Source organism: Sphingomonas sp. FG14 (assembly GCF_057809675.1).
Map to the genome: position 1 here is coordinate 70660 of NZ_JBMDKK010000003.1, position 19544 is coordinate 90203.

A 19544-nucleotide genomic window follows, 5' to 3' on the forward strand; every position below is an offset into this window, starting at 1 on the left:
TAACGGGCACCGCGCGACCTGCGATTATTGATGGATTGACGCCCGCATAGTGGCAGGCGCGCGAGTCGCGAAATCATGAAGGGTGGACTCGTGACGAGTCGGGTGAGTCTTCGGACGAGACGAAGAAGAAGATTAAAAAACTATATGTATTCGCTTCGCCGAAAGCGCGGTTATGCGCCCGGATTCATGAGAATCGATGGCCCGATTCGTGGCCGATTCGAATTGTAACGAATGATTATGTCGTTGGTTCCTCGGCCATTTCCATCAGAACGCGCCATTCATCCTTGGCGATGGGAACCACCGAAAGCCGCGACTGGCGGATCATCGGCAAATCGGCCAGTCTCGGCTCGGCCTTGATCGCCTTGAGCGATACGGTTTTTTTGAGCGGCCTGACCGGTTTCACGCGCACGGCGACCCATCGACCGGTACTGTCGGTGCGATCGGGCTCCGCCTCGCCCGAAATTTCCATGATGCCGACGGCCTCCAGCCCGATATTGCTGTGATAGAACAGCACCCGGTCTCCCAGCTTCATCGCGCGCATGTGCATCGCGGCGGTGGGATTGCGCACGCCGTCCCAATAACCTTCGCCGTCACGCACGAGATCGTCCCAGCCATAGGCGTCCGGTTCCGATTTCATCAGCCAATAGGCGCGGTCGGTCATCACATCCTCCGATCGGGGTTCCATGCGTGGTCATATCGCATCCGTGCGATCCCGCTCCAACAATCTCTCGGACAGATCGTTTCGGCCGAAAAGCGTTTCCGGCGAATCCGGACGATGCTTTATCGTCGGCACACCCAATCCAAAGGAGCCGCCCGATGATCACCCGCACCGCATCCGCCCGCTACGAAGGCTTCGGCAAGGACGGAAAGGGCCATGTCTCCAGCCAGTCCGGCGTGCTTTCGGACACCAATTACGGCTTCAACACGCGTTTCGAGGACGGCGCGGGAACCAATCCCGAGGAGTTGATCGCCGCGGCGCACGCGGCCTGCTTCACCATGGCGTTGAGCTTCGCCCTCGCGCGCGAGGGGTTTTCGGACGGAACGCTCGAGACCAAGGCGGCGGTGAAGCTCGACAAGGATGGCGACGGCTTCTCGATCACCCGTTCGGACCTGACGCTCTCGGCAAGCGTCCCGGGAATCGACGCCGGCAAATTCGCTGAGATCGCGGCCGGCGCGAAGGCCAATTGTCCGGTGTCGAAGCTGCTCAAGGCCGAAATCACCCTGACGCACACATTGTCCGAGTAGCGATCAGGTGGGCTGTGGCGTCCTGTGGAACAGCCGGCCGCGCTCGGTGACGAGTATCGTGCAGAGCGCGGCGAGCCCGCAGAGGAAAAAGCCGGTGTAGAGCGGGATCGTCGTACCGTCGAACTGGCGGCCGACGCTGATGCCGATCGCGGCGCCAAAGATCGTCTGGAATGCGCCCTGCAATGAACTGGCGGTGCCGGCGACATGACCGACGCGCTCCATCGCCAGCGCGCCGAAATTCGCGGCAGCGAGCCCGAAACAGCCCATCGCGGCCGCCTGAAGCAAGGCGAAGTCGATCATGGTTTCATGACCCGACAGGGATACGGCCAGGTGGATGCCGCCGAACAGCGTGAAGCCGATCAGCGCCCAGTGGCCGATGAAGCGCATGCCCAGCCGAACGACGAGCCGTGAATTGATCAGCGAGCCGATCGCCATGGTGGCCGCGACCGCGGCGAAGACGATGGAGAGCATTCCCGGCGCATCGAAGACGTCGGTGAAGATCTGCTGGACCGAGTGGATGAAGCTCATCAGCGCGCCGTTGATGAAAGCGCCGGCGAGCGTGTATCCGTTCGACTGGCGGTCGCCTAGCACCGTGGCATAGGATGCGCCGAGCCCCGCCGGGGTGATGGCGATGCGGCGTTCCCTGGGCAGGGTCTCGGGCAGTCGCAGTCCGGCCCAGAGCAGGATGCCGATGCCGATCGCGGCCAGCGCCACGAAGATCCAGCGCCATGGCGCGACCAGCAGGATCATTTGCCCCACGCTGGGCGCCAGCACTGGGGCCGCCATGAAGACGATGAACGCCAGGCTCATCACTCGAGCCATCTGCCGGCCGACATAGCGATCGCGCACGATCGAGACGACGAGCGCGCGGCCACCGGCCGCACCGGCACCCTGCGCAATGCGCGCGGCGATCAAGAGCTCGAAGCTGGGCGCGAATGCGGCCGCCAGGCTGAAGATCGCATAGCCAGCGACCGAGATCAGCAGCACCGGGCGCCGGCCGAACCGGTCGGACAAGGTGCCGATGAAGAATTGCGAGACGCCGAAGCCGATCAGGAAGGCCCCGATCACGAACTGGCGATCATTGTCGTGAACCACGTTCAGCGACTGACCGATCGCGGGGAGCGCCGGGATCATCGAATCGATCGCCAACGCAACCGTCGCCATGATCAATGCGATCAGCGCGATGAATTCGCGCGGCCCGGGGCGCTCCACCACGGGCGTTTCCTGGGATGCGGGTGAATCCATAGGCGGCCACTTGGCGCATCAAGCGGCCGATTGCCAGTGTTGCGGTGCAAAAAAATCAGCCGGAAATGCCGAGCCCGAGCAGGAAGAGCAGGAACATCACCAGCGCGATCGACGCGAAGATGATCAGCAGGAAGGTTCGGATCAGCGCGCCGAAACGTCCGATCTCATAGGCGCCCTTGAGTTGGGAATAGATGTGGACCGGCGGGATGACGAGCGCCGCCACGCTGATCAGATCGCCGCTCAGGCCGGCGACCCACAGCATCGTCAGCAGGATCGTCAGCAGCGACATGAAGGCAAGCGAATATGTGACGAAGATCGCATGGTCGTAAACCCGTCGGCGGAAATGCCACAGGAACATCAGCCAGACGAACGGCACCGATATCGGGATCAGCGCCCATGAGAATTTATAGGCATTGGACTGGATCTTGTAGAGCGCGAGATTGGGGTTGGCGCTCGCCTTGGCGATGCCCTTGTCCAGCTTCGGCCAACCCGTCTTGATGTTGGCGAAGCTCGGCGGCTTGCCGCGCGAAGCCGCCTCGACGGTCTTCAGCATCTCCCGGCGCGTGGCCAGATTCTCCTGGAGGGCGGCGGTGTCGCGACCAGCGGCCCTGGCTTCGGCGATCTTGCGTTCCGCATTCTCGACGCCCTTGCGCTGGATTTCGATCTGGCTTGCCGCCTGCGCCTGTAATTGCGGGTTCGTCGTCACGTTCAGTTCGGGTGTTTCGAGATGCCCGCCGAACAGGTTGATCACCGCGAACATCAGGAAGACCGAGAACAGGAACAACGCCAATGGAGAGACGAAGCGCGCGCGTTCGCCATGGACATAGCGGCGGGTCAGTTCGCCGGGCCGAAAGGCGAGCATCGGCAATGTGCGCCAGATCTTGCCCTCGAAATGGAGCACGCCATGCGCGAGATCGTGCCAGATCGCGGCGAGGGAACGGTGGATATGCCCCGCCTGGCCGCAGGCATGGCAATAGGGGCCGGCAAGCGCGGTGCCGCAATTGAGGCAGATGCCGTGCGACGCGTCGCCGTCATGGCCGCCCGTGGCAGGTTCGACGGCATGCGCCACCAAACCCGCGCTCACCGCGTCTCCCGCTGCTTCGATGCCCCCTGACATGATCCGGTTCGTAGCAGCCGGGCCGGGAGGCGGGGAAGCGCTATTTCGTGTGGACAATGATCATGCTAGGCGCGCCGGCATGAACGATCCGCACGATTGCGAAACCCTGATCCGTGAGATGGCGGCGGCCGCGCGCGCCGCCGCCGGCCGGCTGGCCGCGATGTCGGGGCCGCGAAAGGCGGCTGCGCTCGCCGCTGCCGCACAGGCGGTGCGCGCGAACGAGGCGGCGATCCTGGCCGCCAATGCCGAGGACATGGCGCGCGCGACCGCCGCCGGCCTCTCGTCCGCGCTGCTCGATCGGTTGCGGCTCGATCCCGGCCGGCTTGGCGCGATGGCGGACGGCATCGCGGCGGTGGCCGCGCTCGACGATCCGGCGGGCACGATCATCGACGAGACCCGCCGGCCCAACGGCATGATCCTGCAGCGCGTGCGCGTGCCGCTGGGCGTGATCGGGATCATCTATGAGAGCCGGCCGAACGTGACGGCGGATGCCGCCGCGCTCTGCTTCAAATCGGGTAACGCGGCGATCCTGCGCGGCGGATCCGAGGCGATGGCGAGCAATCGTGCGATCCATCGCGCGCTGGTGCGCGGCCTGGCTTCGGAAGGCGCGCCGGAAGCGGCGATCCAGCTCGTGCCAGTGACCGATCGCGCGGCGGTCGGCGCGATGCTGGGGGCGATGGGGCTGATCGACATGGTGGTGCCGCGCGGCGGCAAGTCGCTGGTCGCGCGCGTCCAGGCGGAGGCGCGCGTGCCCGTGCTCGCGCATCTCGACGGCATCAACCATGTTTATGTCGATGTGGCCGCCGATCCGGCCAAGGCGCGCGACATCGTCGTCAATGCCAAGATGCGCCGGACGGGTGTCTGTGGTGCGATGGAGACATTGCTGATCGATCGTGCCTATGTCGGCGCCGGCGATCTGGTCGATGCGCTGATCGCGGCGGGCTGCGAAGTGCGTGGCGATGCCGCGACGCAGGCACTCGATCCGCGCGTTGACGAGGTGTCCGATGCCGATTGGGATACCGAATATCTCGATGCGATCGCTTCTGTCGCGCTGGTCGACGGGCTCGATGCCGCGATCGCGCATATCGCGGCACATGGTTCGCATCACACTGACGCGATCGTCACCGAGGACGCGGCCGCCGCAGAACGTTTCCTTGGTGAAGTGGACAGCGCGATCGTGATGCACAACGCGTCGACCCAGTTCGCCGATGGCGGCGAATTCGGCCTGGGCGCGGAAATCGGGATTTCCACCGGCCGCCTCCACGCACGCGGTCCGGTCGCGCTCGAAGGGCTGACGACGTATAAATGGCTGGTGCGGGGCAGCGGCCAGACGCGTCCCTGATGCGCATCGGTCTCCTTGGCGGCTCGTTCAATCCCGCGCATCAGGGGCATCGCGATATCAGTCGCTTCGCGCTCGACGCGCTTGGGCTGGATGAGATCTGGTGGATGGTCTCGCCCGGCAATCCGCTGAAGCCTGCCAGGGACATGGCGCCACTGCCAGCGCGGCTTGGCTCGGCGCTCCGGATGAGCCGGGGGTTGCCGATCCGCGCGACCGCCATCGAGAGGACGATGGGCACGCGCTACACCGTCGATACGCTTGACGCGTTGGTGCGCCGCTACCCCAAATATCGGTTCATCTGGTTGATGGGGGCCGATAATCTCGACCAGTTCCACCAGTGGCGCGACTGGCGGAAAATAGCGCGAATAGTTCCGATTGCCGTAATCGCCCGTCCGGGTTATGATCGTGCCGCCCATGCAGGTGGTGCTATGGGATGGCTGCGGCGCTTCGTCCGGCCCGCCAGCCAGCGAAAAAGTTGGACGAATTGGAGATTGCCGGCGCTCGTGCTGTTGCGCTTTCGCCCCGATCCAACCTCCGCAACCCGTCTGCGACAGGCAGACCCCCATTGGCATCGCGATTTTGCCGTCCGCGTTCCGCGCGACCGCGTCACGCGATTGCCGGTATCCTAGAAGGAACACTCTTGCCTCCATCCGCTTCCGCATCGAAGGCGTCTTCCGGCCCAGAGGAGGTCGAGGCGCTCCATAGGCTCGTGCTGGATTCGCTCGACGACGACCAGGCGGTCGAAACCGTCTCGATTCCGCTCGCCGGCAAGAGCAGCATCGCCGATCATATGGTGATCGCGTCTGGCCGCTCGACCCGTCAGGTCGCCTCGATGGCGACCAAGCTCGCCGAGAAGATCAAGGCGCAGTGTGGCCGCAGCGCGCGTATCGAAGGGTTGCCTGCCGCCGATTGGGTGCTGATCGACGCGGGCGACGTGATCGTCCACCTCTTCCGTCCCGAAGTGCGCAGCTTCTACAATCTGGAACGGATGTGGAATTTCGGCGACGCGCCGCCGGCCAACGAAGATTGAGAACCGTCCGGGCATTTCGGGCGCTCGTCCGGAATGCCTGGAGCGATGACACGGAGCTGGATCCGCGTGCTTCTCCATATCGTCGCCAGGGGCAGGATCGGTCGTTCGCCAGAGGCGGACCTGGTCGATCGCTACGTAAAGAGGCTGAACTGGCCGTTCAAGCTCACCGAACTGCCTGACACTGGCGGACGTGTGCCGGCTCGTGATCCGGGCACTGTCCTGATCATGCTCGATGAGAAGGGCGAGCAACTCGGATCGATGGAATTCGCGCGCAAGCTGGAACGCTGGCGCGACGACGGCCGGCGCGAGGCGCGTTTCCTGATCGGCGCTGCTGACGGCTTCGACGATGCGATGCGCCAGGAAGCCGATCTGCTGATCGCGTTCGGCAGGGCGACATGGCCGCATCTGATGGCGCGTGCGATGCTGGCCGAACAGCTTTGGCGCGCGACCTCGATCCTTGCCAATCATCCCTATCATCGCGAAGGGTGAGCGCGTGATGCGCATCGCCCTGATCACCCTGCCGGTGCTTGCCACCGTCGCGGCATTGGGCTTCGCCGTTCATGCACCGGCGGCGACGACGATCGCGGAAGAACAGCGTTCGCTGGTCAAGGCGCGCCGTGACGCCGCGGCAGCGTCTGCGCGGTCGGCGCAGCTTGAGCGCGATGCGGCGGCGGAGCGCGATGAGGCCGCGCGCGCCGAGGCACAGGCGGCCGCTGTCGCCGCGCGCATCCAGTCCGCAGAGGCCGAAATCGCCGCCGCCGAGGCGCGTATCCGCATTCTCGCGCGGTTGCAGGCGGCGCAGCGCGCGCGGCTTGCCGAGCGCCAGCAGCCGATCATTCGTCTCACCGCCGCGCTCCAGACCATGGCGCGCCGCCCATCGGCGCTCGCGCTGGTCCAGCCGGGATCGACCGCCGATCTCGTCCATGTCCGTTCGCTGCTCGCGACGATCGTGCCCGTGGTCGAGGAACGGACCAGCGGGTTGCGCGACGAGATCGTGCGCAGCCGGGCGCTGCGCCGCAGCGCCGATCTCGCCGCTCTGTCGCTGCGCAAGGGACGTGAGCGGCTTCAGTCCGAACGATTGGCGCTGGCCAAGATGGAGGCCGCGCATCGCCAGCGTTCGCGCCAGTTCGCCGATAACGCGATGTTCGAATCCGATCGCGCCATCGCGCTGGGCGAACGCGCGCGCGATATCGTCGATCTCATGTCGGCGCTCGACGAGCAGGCGGGGGTGCGAGAGGCGCTGCAAAGCTTGCCGGGACCGCTGCTCCGTCCAGTGCGTCCAGGCGGGATGCAGGCGCCACCAGACGATCCGCGCCTGACGCAGCCGCGCAACCCGCCTTATCGCCTGCCGGTGTTCGGTGAAGTCGTGACCGGATTGGGCGAGGTCTCCGCATCGGGCGTGCGCGCCAAGGGGCTGACGCTGGAAACCCGGCCGGGCGCGCAGGTGGTCGCACCGACGCGCGGGCGCATCGCCTATGCGGCCGATTATCGCGGCTTCGGCAAGATCGTCATCATCGATCATGGCCAGGGCTGGACATCGCTCATCACCAACCTCGCCGGACTCGACGTCAAGGTGGGTGATGTGGTGGCCCAGGGCAGTCCGCTGGGCCGGGCGGATGCGGGCCGTCGCCCGACGGTGACCGTGGAATTGCGCCGCAACGGGCGGCCGGTGGATATCACGCCGCTCGTCAGCTGAGGTTCAGCCGCGCCGCGCTTTTGTGCCCCGACTCCGGTTTTGCGGACGGCCAAAAGCCTGTATGCTCCTTCAACAAGTCTGGGTTCCAGTCAGTCGGAAAGCCTGTTGCAGATGTCCAAGTCGATCATCCACGCCGCCATCGCCGTTTCCGCGATCGCTCTTGTCCCTGCGACCACTGCCAGCATGGCGGCGGTCGATGCCAAGACCTGGCGCGAATTCGACCAGTTCATCGCGGTGTTCGAGGAAGTGAAAAGCAAATACGTCGTCGAGGTGGATGACAAGACGCTTCTCAAGGGAGCAATCAATGGGATGCTGGCGGCTCTCGATCCTCACAGCGGCTATCTCGATGAGCGTGAAGTCGAGAATCTTCGGACGCAAACCGAGGGATCCTATGGCGGCCTGGGCCTTACAGTTTCGATGGAAGACGGGGCGGTGAAGGTGATCGCGCCAACCGAGGACACGCCGGCCTTCCGTGCGGGTATCAAGGCTGGCGACTACATCTCGCAGATTGATGGAAAGAACATCATCGGCGGAACGCTGGATGAGGCGGTCGATCAGATGCGAGGCCGTCCGGGCACGAGCATCACGGTCACCGTTGTTCGACCGGGGCGTGACAAGCCGTTCGACGTGACGATGGTCCGCGAGATCATCGAGATCAAGGCGGTGAAATGGGAAGTGAAGGACCGGGTCGGCATCATCAACATAAACAGCTTCCTGCCGAGAACGACCGGGCGTGATGTGCGTGGTGCGATTGTCGGTATCGAGAAGTCGCTTGGCGCGCCGCCGCTCGGCTACGTCATCGATCTTCGTTCAAATCCCGGTGGTCTGCTCGATCAGGCGGTCGAGGTTTCGGACATGTTCCTGGATCGTGGCGAAATCGTCTCTCAGCGCGGCCGCGAAAAGAACGACATCGAACGTTTTTACGCGGAAAAGTTGGTGAAAGGCGATCTGGCGCGTGGATTGCCGATCGTGGTGTTGGTGGATGCCGGTTCGGCTTCAGCTGCGGAGATCGTCGCGGGTGCGTTGCAGGATCATCATCGCGCGGTGGTGATAGGTGAACGCAGTTTCGGCAAAGGCTCGGTGCAGACATTGGTCCCACTGACCGAAACAACGCAGTTGCGATTGACCACGGCGCGTTACTACACGCCATCGGGCCGATCGGTCCAAGAGGGAGGCATCGAGCCCGACCTGCCCGTGCCCCAGCTTTCGGATCCGGATTACAAGACGCGACCGCGCTTCCGCGAGGCCGATCTGAACCTGCACCTGATCAATGCCGCCAAGGTCGACAACAGCGTGCTGGAGGCAGATTCGAAAGCCGATCCGCGCTTCAGTCAGACGGCGGATCAGCTCAAGAAGGCGGGCATCACCGATTTCCAGCTCGACTATGCGATCAAGGCGATCGCGCGTTCGCGCAAGCCGGTGGTGGCGGCGAACGCGGCCGCGCGGCCGGGTGGCCGCCGCTGACGGATCGTCGTTTTCCCGTCCGGTCATCCCGGAGAAAGCCGGCTGTCGCCCTGATGCCGGGCGCCGCGCATCCCGCGCGACAAGAAGAAGGTTGCTGATGGATCGCCTCAAGATTGCCCGCACCCTCGCATTGCTGACGCCGGCGCTGCTGATGGCCGGCGCGCTCGGCTCGCAATATCTGGGTGGCCTTTATCCGTGCGAGATGTGCCATTGGCAGCGCTGGCCGCATTATGCGGCGATCCCGCTGGCGCTGCTCGCCATCGCCCTTCGTGGACAGGCCGTTGGCCGGCTGTTCCTGGCGCTGGCGGCGTTGGCGATCCTGGCCAGCGGCGTGATCGGTGTGTTTCATGCGGGTGTCGAATATGGCTGGTGGGAAGGACTGACGACCTGTTCGCGCATCGAAACGTCGGGCGGCGGTGTCGATGATATGTTGCGCAACCTCATGCAGGCGCCGGTGGTTCGCTGCGATGAGGCGCAATGGACGTTGGCGGGCATTTCGCTTGCCGGGTTCAACGCGATCTTTTCGATCGGCGCGGCGCTCACCATATTCGGGTTGATGGCAAAGGCGCGCAAGGCATGACCGGTCTGTCGAGGCCCGATACCGCATCGATGCTGCGTGTCGATCAGGCGGGCGAATATGGCGCGACTCGCATCTATGCGGGTCAGATGGCGGTGATGGGCGATCGCACGCCGGCGGCGCGGATGATCGCGGGAATGGCCGCGCAGGAGGAACGCCACCGCCGCCATTTCGACGGGATGATCGTGGCGCGGGGCGTGCGGCCCACGCTGCTGCAGCCGATCTGGGATGTCGCCGGTTTCTGGCTGGGGGCCGCCACGGCGGCGATCGGCCCTGAAGCGGCGATGGCGTGCACGGCGGCGATCGAGACCGAGATCGACAACCATTATCGCGAGCAGCTCGAGCAGCTTGGCGACAGCGACCCCGAATTGTCGGAGGCGATCGCCGAGTTTCGCGCCGAGGAAGTCGAGCACCGCGATCAAGCGTTGGCCGCAGGCGCGGAACGGGCGCCGGCCTATCCGGTGCTGAGCGCCGCGATCCGGCTGGGTTGTAGAGCCGCGATCGCGCTTTCGAAGCGGATTTGACGGACATTATGGAACGCCCGCGCGTTCCCCGATTGAGCAAGGACCGGTGTCATGCGTAGCGTGTTCCTCATTGCCGTCGCCCTGTCCGCCCTTGGCGGCGCGATGGTCGACGCGCCTGTACAGGCGCAGGAACAGCGTGTGATCGTCGTCTACGGCGACGATCCCTGCCCGGTCGCGAAGGAGGGCGAGGAAATCATCGTCTGCCCCAGGCGGCCGGAAAGCGAGCGTTACCGCGTGCCCAAGCGCTTCCGCAATCCCGATGTCGCGCCGGGCAATGCCAATGAAAGCTGGGCGGTGCGGTCCGAGGCGCTGAATGAGGCGTCGCCGACTGGCATCAGCAAGTGTTCGGTGGTGGGACCTGCCGGCTGGACCGGCTGCTACGCGCAGTTCCTGCGCGAGGCCCAGGCCGATCGCCGGGCGCAGCGCCGTGCGGACGGCGCTATTCCAAGCGTGAATGATCGCCCGCTCAGCGATGCGGACGAACATGAGGATGACGGAGAATGACGATGCGGTTCCTGGCCCCGATATTTGTGCTCGCGCTTGCGCCGGCCGCCGCGCATGCCCAGGCGGTGCCCGATCCGGGCGAGAATGAGAAGATCAATCAGGTGATCGTCTATGGCGATCAGCCATGCCCCAAGGGCGCCGCCGACGAGATCGTCATCTGCGAACGGCGCGCGGATCCTTATCGTATTCCCAAGCCCCTGCGCAGCAACCCGAACGCACCGGAAAATGCGGCCTGGGGCGCACGCGCGGAACAGCTCGAATATGTCGGCCGCAATGGCATCGGCAGTTGCACGCCCACAGGTTCCGGCGGAATGAGCGGCTGCTTCAACCAGCTCGTCCGTCAGGCACGTGCCGAGCGTGCACAGGGCGATGGCACCAATTGGGTCGCGTTGGTCGAAAAGGCGCGTGAGGAGCGCGTCGGCCGGATCGACGCGGATTCAGATGCGATCGAAGCGCGCGTGAAGGCGGAAGAAGCGGCGAAGGCTGCCAGGGAAGCCGAAGCCGCGAAGCAGCCGAAATAACATTCTGTCGCTCCAGCTTTCGCTGGAGCGACGATTGAACGGGTACAAAAGTCGGCGGTCGCATGCGGCCAATGGCCTGTTGGCAACCGGCTATTTTGTGCGTGCCGCCTCTCCAGCGATCCAGTCGTTGATCTGCGCGTCGAGCACGTCGAGTGGCACTGCGCCCTGGCCGAGCACGGCGTCGTGGAAGCGGCGCAGGTCGAACCGGCCTCCCAGCGACTTTTCGGCGCGGTCGCGCAATTCGCGGATCTTGAGTTCGCCCAACTTGTAAGCAAGCGCCTGGCCCGGCCAGGTGATGTAGCGATTGACCTCCGCGTCGATATTGGCGTCGGTCAACGCGCTGTTGTCCTTCATGAAGGCGACCGCCTGGTCCTTGCTCCAGCCCTTGGCGTGGATGCCGGTGTCCACCACCAGCCGGCAGGCGCGCCACATCTCGTATGACAGCCTGCCCATGTCCTTTTGCGGGGTGTCGTAGATGCCGGTCTCGATCCCCAGCCGCTCCGAATAAAGGCCCCAGCCCTCGGTGAAGGCAGTGAAGCCGTTGCCGTAGCGCCGCCAGAGCGGGATATCGAGTTCCTGCTGGAGCGCGATCTGCTGGTGATGACCGGGCACGGCTTCATGACTGGTGAGTGCCGGAATCTCCCAGAAGGGGCGCTGGTCAAGCTTGGATGTGTTGACATAATAGGTGCCGGCGATGCCCGTGACGGGCGATCCGGGACCATAATAGGCGGTCGTCGTGCGCTCGGCGGTTTCCGCCGGGATGGCGCGGATGCCATAGGGCAAGCGGGCGACCTTGCCGAACAGGCCGGGCATCATGCCGTCGATCGTCTTCGCCATGCGTGCGGACTTTTCGAGCAGTTCCTCCGGCGTCTTCGCGAAATAGATGGGATTGGTCCGCATGTCGGCGATCATCGCCTCCCGGCTCGCGAAACCCGCCTTTTTCGCAACACCCTCCATCTCGGCGCGGATCCGCGCCACCTCGCTCAGGCCGATCCGGTGGATCGCATCGGCGCTGAGGTCGGTCGTCGTCTCCTGCCGGATGCGGAACGCATAATAGGCGGCACCGCCCGGTTGCGCCGAAATGCCCGGCGCTTTCGCGCATTTCTTCGCATAGGTGCCGAGATAGAAGTCGTGATGCTTGGCGTAGGCGGGGTTGATCACATCGGTCACGATCGCCCGCGCTCGTGCCTTCATCGCCGTCCAGTCGGCATCGGTCATGTCGGCGGGGCGGGGTTTCAGGAACGGAGCATAGAAGCGCGATTTCTCCGGGTCGGCGAAAACCACGCCGATAATGCCCCTTTCATAACCCTGGAGCGCGATACAGGGCAGAACATAACCGCCATCGACCGCCTGCTGCGTGATCTTCAACGCTTCGTCGTTGAGCCTGGGATATTGCGCGATCCGCGTCAGATAGCTCTGATAGTCGGCGCGCGTGCGAAAGGGGAGGTCGTCCGCCATGCCGGCAAAGCCCTGATGCCAGCCATAATAGGTGGTGAAGAGCATGGTGCGCTGGCCGAACCGGTTCTCCTCGACCGCCTCCGAAAATGTGCGGCGCAGGATCGCCTTGTTGACGCGGTCGGCGGCCGACAGGCCGGCATCGGGGATGGCCTCCAGCCGCGTCAGGAAAGAGGCATTGTCGGCGGCGCGCCGGTCCGCCGCCGCCAGGCTGATGTCGCGGATGCGATCGTCATGGTCCCGCACGCCGAGCGATGTCGCCAGCGTCGGCGATTCACGCAGCATCCACGCTTCGTAATCATCCTGCAGCCGCTTGAAATCGTCGGTGGGCGCCGCGGCCACGGGGCTGGCGGACAGGAACAGGGCGGTCAGAAGCCAGCGGCGCATCGATGTTCCTTGCGGGAAGGTGGAAGGCCGCAACGCTAATCAAATCCTTGCCCCATGCCTACTCCCGACCGTCCGGACCGCGATGCGACGAACGGTGATCTGAATCCGGAACCCGCGGGCGGGCATGTCCATTCTATGCGCCATGAGCGGGATGAGTATCGAGGCGCGCCGCTTGCGGCGCTCCGGCAAGTTGCGGCGTGAAGCGGAAAATTGCCTGGCCATCGCGGTTCGGGAAGCACAGTCGGATATGGCCGCGTTGCTGATCGACGAGGCCGTCAGGCTGGCCATGCGTGCCCGTGAACTTGGTGTAGAGGCGAACGACGCCTGAGAGTTTGTTTGGAAATGCGCCGATAGCGCATTGCCGCACCGGCCCGCTCCCCCACCCGGCCTCCCACAAGATACTGCCGTTGGGAGGCCGGGTGGGGGAGCGGGCCGGTGCGGCTCTGGAAATGTGCTCTTCCGCACATTTCCCAAACAGACTCTGAGATCGGGCGCCGATTGACTTTGCCGTTTCGCATCGCTAACGACGCGCCCGCTCGCCAATCCCGGCGGGCGAAAGGAACTGCAATGTTCGGACGCTTGCATCTGCCGGGATTGATCCCCGCGGCCGTCCGGACCTCGCCGAAGCGCTAGTCGCGCCCTCGGCCGGGTCCGTGGATCCGGCTGCCATCATCCCGAAAATTCCAGAATCAATGCCCGTGGCGCTTTGCGTCCGACGGGCCGACCGGGTGAAAACATGGGCGAGAAAGACCTTGCGCGGGGCATGATCCTGCTGCTGCGCGAACATATCGAAGCGGAGTCCGGTGCCGGAAAGGCGCTGGTCGAATGGATCGAGAAGCATCGCGACTGGCTGTGGCCGTCGGGCGAAGCGCCCGAGGCGGTGGATTGGGAAATGATCGGCGCTTTCGCCGATCGGATCGCGGCCTGCGAAGCGCCGGGCACGCCGCTGCGGCTTGCCGGGGCGATCGCCGACGTACTGGCGCTCGATGGTTTCGATCGCGCGCTTCTTGTCGCCGTGATCGGCTTCCATCGCGCCAACCGGCTGACCGGGCTGCGCGCGGCGCTCGAAAAGGAGCGGGCCGACATGCCGGTGCTCTTCGGCATGCTGGCCGGCGCGGAGCCGGGGCGGGCGGCCTTTGCGGTGCGCACCAGCCTGCCGGTCGGTCTCGGGCTGCTGGAGGTCGCGATGAAATCTCTCGGCGGCGTCGATCTCGATCTGACCTGGACGTTCGAGCGGTTGCTCAATCGCGGTATTCCGGAGGCCGATTGGCTTGCCGATGCGCTTGCCGGTCCGCGCCAGGGCGCGGTGCTGACGCTCGACGATTTTTCGGGCGTCGCCGAAGCCGGCCTGCTTGTGCGGCTGCTGAAAGGTGCGGTCATCGGGCGCGAGAGTGGCGTCAATATCCTGATCCACGGGCCGCCGGGCACAGGCAAGACCGAACTGGCAAGGACGCTGGCCGCCGCCGCCGGCGCGGCGCTCCATGCCGTGGGTGAGGTTGACGAGGATGGCGACGAGCCTTCGCGCTTCGATCGTATCTCCGCGCTCCGTCGCGCCCAGCGTGCGATGGAGCGGCGCGGCGGGACGCTGTTGCTGTTCGACGAGATGGAGGATCTGATCGGCAGCACGCGGCAGGGCGGCAATGGCTATTCGGACGCGCGCATGGGCTCGAAGATCTTCGTGAACCGCATGCTCGAGACCAACGCGGTCCCGGTGATCTGGACGAGCAATGCCATCTCGATGATCGATGCGGCGCATCTGCGGCGGATGAGCTTCGTCCTGAAGCTCGACCATCCGCGCGGACGCGACCGCGCGCGCATCCTGTCGCGGATCGCTGCGCTGGAGGAGATGCCGGGCGCGGCCGAACCGCTGTCCGTGCTGGCGCGGGACGCCGTCGAACTGCCGAGCATCGCCCGTGTGGCGCTGCGCTCAGCGCGGATCGCCGGCGGCGACGCGGGCGAGGCCGCCATGGTCGCGGGTGCGCTGGTGCGCGGACTGCGCGACGAGGATGGTTGCCCGCGTGAAACGGCGAAACCGCTGCTCGATCTCGACCTGTTCGAGAGCGATCCGCCAGTCGCCGAACTGGTCGAAAGGCTGACGATGCCTAGCGCCCCCGTGGATTTCTCGATGTTGCTCACCGGCCCACCCGGCACCGGCAAGACCGCGCTGGTCGGCCATGTCGCACGCGGGCTCGATCGTCCGCTCCACGTCAAGCGGACGTCGGACGTGCTGAGCAAATGGGTGGGGGAGACCGAGCGTAACATCGCCGATGCATTCGAGGATGCCCGGCGCGATGGCGCGGTGCTGCTGTTCGACGAGGTCGATTCGCTGTTGTTCGATCGTGCGGATGCCACGCGATCCTGGGAAGTCGCGCAGGTCAACGAACTGCTGACCTGGCTCGACGGCCATGGGTTGCCAGTGTTCGCGGCGACCAACCATCCGGGGCGGCTCGATCCCGCCGCGCTGCGGCGCTTCGTGTTCAAGCTGTCGCTTCGGCCGCTGTCGAGGATCCGCGCGACAAGGGCGTTCGAACGCTTCTTCGGCATGGCGGCTCCGGCCGGTGTGCCGATGCCCGACAATCTGACCCCCGGCGATTTCGCGGTGGTGAAACGCCAGCTTCGATTTCGCGCCGGACTGGAGCCGCAGGTCATTGTCGCGCTGCTTGAAAGCGAGGCGCAGGCGAAACCCGGCATGGCGGGGCGGATCGGTTTCTGAAGTGATTCCGAGGCAGATGGTTCATCTGCCGGCTCGGGACCACGGCAGACAGAGGCGATGCAGCATGATCCGGTTCGATGCGAACCGGATCATGCTGACCCGAACCACCACTGGATTGATCAAAATCAGCGACAAGTCGATTGTCAGAACGTACAGTGAACAAATGTCTCAGCTCGATGTCCGCCAGAAGCTCGAAATCCTCGCCGATGCCGCCAAATACGACGCGTCATGCGCGTCATCGGGAACGGTCAAGCGCGACTCGGCCAAGGGCAAGGGGATGGGATCGACCGAGGGCATGGGCATCTGCCATGCCTATGCGCCCGACGGGCGCTGCATCTCGCTGCTCAAGATCCTGCTGACCAACAGCTGCATCTTCGACTGTCATTATTGCATCAACCGCAAGAGTTCGAACGTGCGCCGCGCGCGTTTCACCGCCAGGGAGGTGGTGGACCTGACGCTCGCTTTCTACCGGCGCAACTATATCGAGGGGCTGTTCCTCTCCTCGGGCATCATCCGATCCTCGGACTACACGATGGAGCAGATCGTCGAGGTGGCGCGATCGTTGCGCGAGGATCACGATTTTCGCGGCTATATCCATCTCAAGACGATCCCGGACGCCGATCCCGAACTGATCCACCAGGCGGGGCGCCACGCCGATCGCGTGTCGATCAATGTCGAATTGCCTACCGAGCGCGGCCTCAAGCGGCTGGCGCCCGAAAAATCGGGCGTGCGGATCGAGGGCGCGATGGCTGGGCTCAGAACCGCGATCGCGGACACCGCCGATGCGCGCGGTCGCTACCGCCATGCGCCGGATTTCGCGCCGGCGGGCCAGTCGACCCAAATGATCGTCGGCGCCGATGCCGCGACCGATGGCGATATCGTGATGCGCGCGAACAGCCTGTACGATCGTTTCGCGCTGCGCCGCGTCTATTATTCGGCCTTCAGCCCGATACCCGATGCCAGCGCCGTGCTGCCGCTCAGCCGGCCGCCGCTGATGCGCGAGCATCGCCTTTACCAGTCTGACTGGCTGATCCGCTTTTATGGCTTCGCGGCGGAGGAGGTGGTGGCGGCCGCCGATAGCGATACGGGCATGCTGCCGCTCGATATCGATCCCAAGCTCGCCTGGGCGCTCAAGCATCGCGACCGTTTTCCCGTCGACATCAATCGCGCGCCGCGTGCGCTGCTGCTCAGGATTCCGGGGCTCGGCGTCAAGGCGGTCGATGCGATCCTGACCGCACGGCGCTGGCGCCGGCTGGGGCTTGCGGACCTTGCACGGCTGACCAGTTCGGTCGCCAGGTTGCGTCCGTTTCTGATCGCGGAGGACTGGCGGCCGGTCGCTTTGTCCGACGCTGCGGACATCCGCCCGCTGGTCGCGCCTAGGCGCCGGCAGCAGCTCGAACTGTTCGGCGCATGAACAATCCGGATCGTCGCGTTCATGCGCTCTTGCCATGGCGCTCCGACTCGGCTTCATTAGGGGCGAGTCGAGGGAGAAATCATGGCATCCCAGCCTTTCGATCAAGATGTCTGGAAACGGCGGGTGTCCAACAATTGCGCGGGCGCGCTGGTGGTCTTCGCCCTGCTGCATATTCTCTGCGTCGCGGCCGCATCGGGCCATGCGGCGGTGTCTCACATGATCGCGCTCGTCGTGCCTGTGGCTGGAGCGATCCCGCTCATGGCGCGCTTCGAGGCGCATTGGCTCGCCCGGCGCGATGCGAGCGGTTTTCGCGGCGCCGCGGCCTTGCTGTGGGGCGCCGCCGTGGTCGTGCCTTTCCTCTGGAGCGGGCTCTATCGCTTGATCGGTTGAACCCGGACCGGGCTCCGGCCGTTGATCCTCCGTACTGAATGGAGGCAGGTCGATGGCAACCCCGGAAATCTTCGAACGACTGAAGCAGGATCACGACCGGCATCGCACGATGCTGGCGAAGATCGACGAGACCAAGGGCGACAGCGCGGAACGGCGCGCGCTGTTCGAGGCATTTCGCGTCGAAGTGACCGCGCATGCCGCCGCAGAGGAGGAATCGCTCTACGCGACGATGCTCGCGAAGCCCGATCTGCGCGAAGATGCCCAGCATTCGGTATCCGAGCATAAGGAGATCGACGATTTCCTGGAGGAGCTCGACGAGATGGAATTCTCGTCACCCGGCTGGCTGACGCGCTTTCGCGCGATGCGCGATCGCTACGAGCATCATATCGACGAGGAAGAGGAGGAGATGTTCCCAGACGCGGCGAAGGAATTGACCGATGCCGAGGAGGCGCGGCTGGCCGAGGTCTTCAAGCGTCGAAAACCCGCCGAACTCGAACGGGCCAAATAGGTCAGGGCATGCAGGTCGCTGCGCTGGCCGGCGAGGATGATTTCGAAGGCTGGCGCCGCGATGCCCGAACGCTGGCGATCGCCGGCGTGCCGCCCGGACAGGTGACATGGCAGGTCGGCGCGGCCGCGACCGACCTGTTTGCCGATATGCCGGTGGTGCCGACGGATCATGCGGCCTTTTCGGTCCCGCGTGCCTTTCTCGCTCTCGCCGAATCCGCGATCCTTCACCGCGATCGGGAGCGTTTTGCGCTGCTCTACACATTGCTGTTGCGGGCGAGGCGCCAGCCCGGCCTGATCGAGGACCGTGCCGATCCGCTCGTCCGGAGACTGATCGATATGGCGGGATCGGTGCGGCGCGACATGCACAAGATGCGCGCTTTCCTGCGCTTTCGTGAAACGTCCGATGCGGAAGGGCCGCGCTTCGTCGCCTGGTTCGAGCCCGAACATCATATCGTGCGCGCCAATGCCGGCTTCTTCGTCCGTCGTTTCCCCAATATGCGCTGGTCGATCCTGACGCCCGAATTGTCGCTGCACTGGGATGACGAAACGCTTTCCGAGGGGCCGGGTGCATGCCGCGAGGATGCGCCTGGCGATGATCCGGTCGAAGCGGTGTGGAAGACCTATTATGCCTCGATCTTCAATCCGGCACGGTTGAAGCCTGGCATGATGTTGAAGGAAATGCCGCGCCGATACTGGCACAACATGCCCGAAACCGCGTTGGTGCCGCAATTGATCGCGGGTGCGCAGGCGCGGGAGAGCGGCATGATCCGGACGGCAAGGGCCAAGCCTTCAACCAATATCGAGGCCGCATGGGCCGCCTTGCGTGACGAAGCCGAAGGCTGCACGCGTTGCCACCTCTACAAGCACGCGACGCAGACGGTTTTTGGCGAGGGACCGCTGGATGCCGAGATCATGCTGGTCGGAGAGCAGCCCGGCGATCAGGAAGATCTCCAGGGGCACCCGTTCGTCGGGCCGGCCGGAAAGGTGCTCGACGAGGCCCTGGCGGAGGCGGGGATCGATCGTGGCCGCGTCTATCTCACCAATGCCGTCAAGCATTTCAAATATGAGCTGCGCGGCAAGCGCCGCATCCATCAGCGCCCGCTGACGAGCGAGATCAAGGCGTGCAAATGGTGGATCGAGCAGGAAAGCCTGCTGATCCGCCCGAAGGTGACGGTGGCATTGGGCGCCACCGCCGCGCAATCGCTTTTCGGCCGTGCGATGAAGATCGGCGAAAGCCGGGGCCGGGCGATTGCATTGCCCGATGGCGGCGAAGCCTGGATCACCATCCACCCCAGCTATCTGTTGCGCATGCAGGGCGATGTGGAGACCGAACGTGTGCGCTTTGTCGAGGAACTGCGGATGGCGGCGCGTGGTGTGGGGTGAATCGTCGGGAGTTCAATACGAACGGGCCAATCT

At 64.9% G+C, this 19544-nt stretch carries 21 protein-coding genes; 17 read left to right on the forward strand and 4 right to left on the reverse strand.

Annotation, left to right across the window (positions count from 1 at the left end):
• Nucleotides 1-235: 235 nt before the first annotated feature.
• Nucleotides 236-685 carry an EVE domain-containing protein gene (locus tag ACODTA_RS12650; protein ID WP_489066270.1) on the reverse strand — a complete coding sequence of 150 codons (450 nt, stop codon included), beginning with the start codon at nucleotides 683-685 and terminating at the stop codon, nucleotides 236-238.
• Between the two features lie 131 nt (nucleotides 686-816).
• On the opposite strand from ACODTA_RS12650, the gene ACODTA_RS12655 reads away from it, so the two are divergent.
• Complete coding sequence (locus ACODTA_RS12655; RefSeq protein WP_489066271.1) at nucleotides 817-1245, forward strand: OsmC family protein; 429 nt, start codon at nucleotides 817-819, stop codon at nucleotides 1243-1245.
• A gap of 3 nt (nucleotides 1246-1248) precedes the next feature.
• Here ACODTA_RS12655 and ACODTA_RS12660 read toward each other — a convergent pair whose 3' ends face one another.
• Together ACODTA_RS12660 and ACODTA_RS12665 are read right to left on the reverse strand one after the other, a co-directional pair.
• Nucleotides 1249-2490 (reverse strand): multidrug effflux MFS transporter, encoded by a 1242-nt coding sequence (locus ACODTA_RS12660; RefSeq protein ID WP_489066272.1) that lies wholly within the window; start codon nucleotides 2488-2490, stop codon nucleotides 1249-1251.
• Nucleotides 2491-2545: 55 nt separating this feature from the next.
• Entirely contained in the window at nucleotides 2546-3574 is a 1029-nt protein-coding gene (locus ACODTA_RS12665) for a DUF3667 domain-containing protein (RefSeq protein ID WP_489066273.1), read from the reverse strand.
• A 112-nt stretch (nucleotides 3575-3686) separates the two neighbouring features.
• Here ACODTA_RS12665 and ACODTA_RS12670 point away from each other — a divergent pair, with 112 nt between their 5' ends.
• The 10 genes from ACODTA_RS12670 to ACODTA_RS12715 all read left to right on the forward strand — a co-directional run bounded on the left by ACODTA_RS12670 (nucleotide 3687) and on the right by ACODTA_RS12715 (nucleotide 11262).
• Nucleotides 3687-4949 carry a glutamate-5-semialdehyde dehydrogenase gene (locus ACODTA_RS12670; RefSeq protein ID WP_489066274.1) on the forward strand — a complete coding sequence of 421 codons (1263 nt, stop codon included), beginning with the start codon at nucleotides 3687-3689 and terminating at the stop codon, nucleotides 4947-4949.
• Entirely contained in the window at nucleotides 4946-5575 is a 630-nt protein-coding gene (locus ACODTA_RS12675) for a nicotinate-nucleotide adenylyltransferase (protein ID WP_489066753.1), read from the forward strand. The genes ACODTA_RS12670 and ACODTA_RS12675 overlap by 4 nt, the downstream gene beginning before the upstream one ends.
• An 11-nt stretch (nucleotides 5576-5586) precedes the next feature.
• Nucleotides 5587-5976, forward strand: coding sequence for a ribosome silencing factor (gene rsfS, locus ACODTA_RS12680; RefSeq protein WP_222993271.1), 390 nt, complete (start codon nucleotides 5587-5589; stop codon nucleotides 5974-5976).
• Nucleotides 5977-6042: 66 nt separating this feature from the next.
• Nucleotides 6043-6465, forward strand: a complete 423-nt coding sequence (locus ACODTA_RS12685) for a 23S rRNA (pseudouridine(1915)-N(3))-methyltransferase RlmH (RefSeq protein ID WP_489066755.1) — start codon at nucleotides 6043-6045, stop codon at nucleotides 6463-6465.
• A gap of 7 nt (nucleotides 6466-6472) precedes the next feature.
• Nucleotides 6473-7672 (forward strand): murein hydrolase activator EnvC family protein, encoded by a 1200-nt coding sequence (locus ACODTA_RS12690; RefSeq protein ID WP_489066756.1) that lies wholly within the window; start codon nucleotides 6473-6475, stop codon nucleotides 7670-7672.
• 111 nt (nucleotides 7673-7783) lie between these two features.
• Entirely contained in the window at nucleotides 7784-9136 is a 1353-nt protein-coding gene (locus ACODTA_RS12695; protein WP_489066758.1) for a S41 family peptidase, read from the forward strand.
• A gap of 97 nt (nucleotides 9137-9233) precedes the next feature.
• Nucleotides 9234-9716: a disulfide bond formation protein B gene (locus tag ACODTA_RS12700; protein WP_489066275.1), complete on the forward strand. Its 483-nt coding sequence runs from the start codon at nucleotides 9234-9236 to the stop codon at nucleotides 9714-9716.
• Entirely contained in the window at nucleotides 9713-10237 is a 525-nt protein-coding gene (locus ACODTA_RS12705; RefSeq protein ID WP_489066276.1) for a demethoxyubiquinone hydroxylase family protein, read from the forward strand. Before ACODTA_RS12700 ends, ACODTA_RS12705 begins: the two co-directional genes overlap by 4 nt.
• A gap of 51 nt (nucleotides 10238-10288) precedes the next feature.
• A complete protein-coding gene (locus tag ACODTA_RS12710; protein ID WP_489066277.1) occupies nucleotides 10289-10741 on the forward strand; it encodes a hypothetical protein in 453 nt (150 codons plus the stop codon).
• Entirely contained in the window at nucleotides 10738-11262 is a 525-nt protein-coding gene (locus ACODTA_RS12715) for a hypothetical protein (RefSeq protein WP_489066278.1), read from the forward strand. Before ACODTA_RS12710 ends, ACODTA_RS12715 begins: the two co-directional genes overlap by 4 nt.
• A gap of 90 nt (nucleotides 11263-11352) precedes the next feature.
• On the opposite strand, the gene ACODTA_RS12720 is transcribed toward ACODTA_RS12715, so the two are convergent.
• On the reverse strand, nucleotides 11353-13104 hold the full coding sequence (locus tag ACODTA_RS12720) for a DUF885 domain-containing protein (RefSeq protein ID WP_489066279.1): 1752 nt from the start codon (nucleotides 13102-13104) through the stop codon (nucleotides 11353-11355).
• A gap of 151 nt (nucleotides 13105-13255) precedes the next feature.
• Between ACODTA_RS12720 and ACODTA_RS12725 the strand changes: the two genes are divergently transcribed.
• The 6 genes from ACODTA_RS12725 to ACODTA_RS12750 all read left to right on the forward strand — a co-directional run bounded on the left by ACODTA_RS12725 (nucleotide 13256) and on the right by ACODTA_RS12750 (nucleotide 19511).
• Complete coding sequence (locus ACODTA_RS12725) at nucleotides 13256-13432, forward strand: hypothetical protein (RefSeq protein WP_489066280.1); 177 nt, start codon at nucleotides 13256-13258, stop codon at nucleotides 13430-13432.
• Between the two features lie 408 nt (nucleotides 13433-13840).
• The gene (locus tag ACODTA_RS12730; RefSeq protein ID WP_489066281.1) at nucleotides 13841-15817 is read left to right on the forward strand and encodes an AAA family ATPase; all 1977 of its coding nucleotides are present in this window, start codon (nucleotides 13841-13843) and stop codon (nucleotides 15815-15817) included.
• 163 nt (nucleotides 15818-15980) lie between these two features.
• Nucleotides 15981-17231 carry a putative DNA modification/repair radical SAM protein gene (locus ACODTA_RS12735; protein WP_489066282.1) on the forward strand — a complete coding sequence of 417 codons (1251 nt, stop codon included), beginning with the start codon at nucleotides 15981-15983 and terminating at the stop codon, nucleotides 17229-17231.
• 81 nt (nucleotides 17232-17312) lie between these two features.
• A complete protein-coding gene (locus tag ACODTA_RS12740; RefSeq protein WP_489066283.1) occupies nucleotides 17313-17621 on the forward strand; it encodes a hypothetical protein in 309 nt (102 codons plus the stop codon).
• A gap of 52 nt (nucleotides 17622-17673) precedes the next feature.
• A complete protein-coding gene (locus ACODTA_RS12745) occupies nucleotides 17674-18129 on the forward strand; it encodes a hemerythrin domain-containing protein (RefSeq protein ID WP_489066284.1) in 456 nt (151 codons plus the stop codon).
• A gap of 8 nt (nucleotides 18130-18137) precedes the next feature.
• Nucleotides 18138-19511: a UdgX family uracil-DNA binding protein gene (locus ACODTA_RS12750; RefSeq protein WP_489066285.1), complete on the forward strand. Its 1374-nt coding sequence runs from the start codon at nucleotides 18138-18140 to the stop codon at nucleotides 19509-19511.
• Nucleotides 19512-19544 lie beyond the last annotated feature (33 nt).

Coding starts and splice junctions, on each gene's coding strand:
- ACODTA_RS12655 (WP_489066271.1), top strand. CDS start 817: ATGATCACCCGCACCGCATCCGCCCGCTACGAAGGCTTCGGCAAGGAC.
- ACODTA_RS12700 (WP_489066275.1), top strand. CDS start 9,234: ATGGATCGCCTCAAGATTGCCCGCACCCTCGCATTGCTGACGCCGGCG.
- ACODTA_RS12735 (WP_489066282.1), top strand. CDS start 15,981: ATGTCTCAGCTCGATGTCCGCCAGAAGCTCGAAATCCTCGCCGATGCC.
- ACODTA_RS12740 (WP_489066283.1), top strand. CDS start 17,313: ATGGCATCCCAGCCTTTCGATCAAGATGTCTGGAAACGGCGGGTGTCC.
- ACODTA_RS12745 (WP_489066284.1), top strand. CDS start 17,674: ATGGCAACCCCGGAAATCTTCGAACGACTGAAGCAGGATCACGACCGG.
- ACODTA_RS12720 (WP_489066279.1), bottom strand. CDS start 13,104: ATGCGCCGCTGGCTTCTGACCGCCCTGTTCCTGTCCGCCAGCCCCGTG.
- ACODTA_RS12695 (WP_489066758.1), top strand. CDS start 7,784: ATGTCCAAGTCGATCATCCACGCCGCCATCGCCGTTTCCGCGATCGCT.
- ACODTA_RS12650 (WP_489066270.1), bottom strand. CDS start 685: ATGGAACCCCGATCGGAGGATGTGATGACCGACCGCGCCTATTGGCTG.
- ACODTA_RS12670 (WP_489066274.1), top strand. CDS start 3,687: ATGAACGATCCGCACGATTGCGAAACCCTGATCCGTGAGATGGCGGCG.
- ACODTA_RS12730 (WP_489066281.1), top strand. CDS start 13,841: ATGGGCGAGAAAGACCTTGCGCGGGGCATGATCCTGCTGCTGCGCGAA.
- ACODTA_RS12715 (WP_489066278.1), top strand. CDS start 10,738: ATGACGATGCGGTTCCTGGCCCCGATATTTGTGCTCGCGCTTGCGCCG.
- ACODTA_RS12710 (WP_489066277.1), top strand. CDS start 10,289: ATGCGTAGCGTGTTCCTCATTGCCGTCGCCCTGTCCGCCCTTGGCGGC.
- ACODTA_RS12690 (WP_489066756.1), top strand. CDS start 6,473: ATGCGCATCGCCCTGATCACCCTGCCGGTGCTTGCCACCGTCGCGGCA.
- ACODTA_RS12750 (WP_489066285.1), top strand. CDS start 18,138: ATGCAGGTCGCTGCGCTGGCCGGCGAGGATGATTTCGAAGGCTGGCGC.
- ACODTA_RS12660 (WP_489066272.1), bottom strand. CDS start 2,490: ATGGATTCACCCGCATCCCAGGAAACGCCCGTGGTGGAGCGCCCCGGG.
- ACODTA_RS12705 (WP_489066276.1), top strand. CDS start 9,713: ATGACCGGTCTGTCGAGGCCCGATACCGCATCGATGCTGCGTGTCGAT.
- ACODTA_RS12725 (WP_489066280.1), top strand. CDS start 13,256: ATGAGTATCGAGGCGCGCCGCTTGCGGCGCTCCGGCAAGTTGCGGCGT.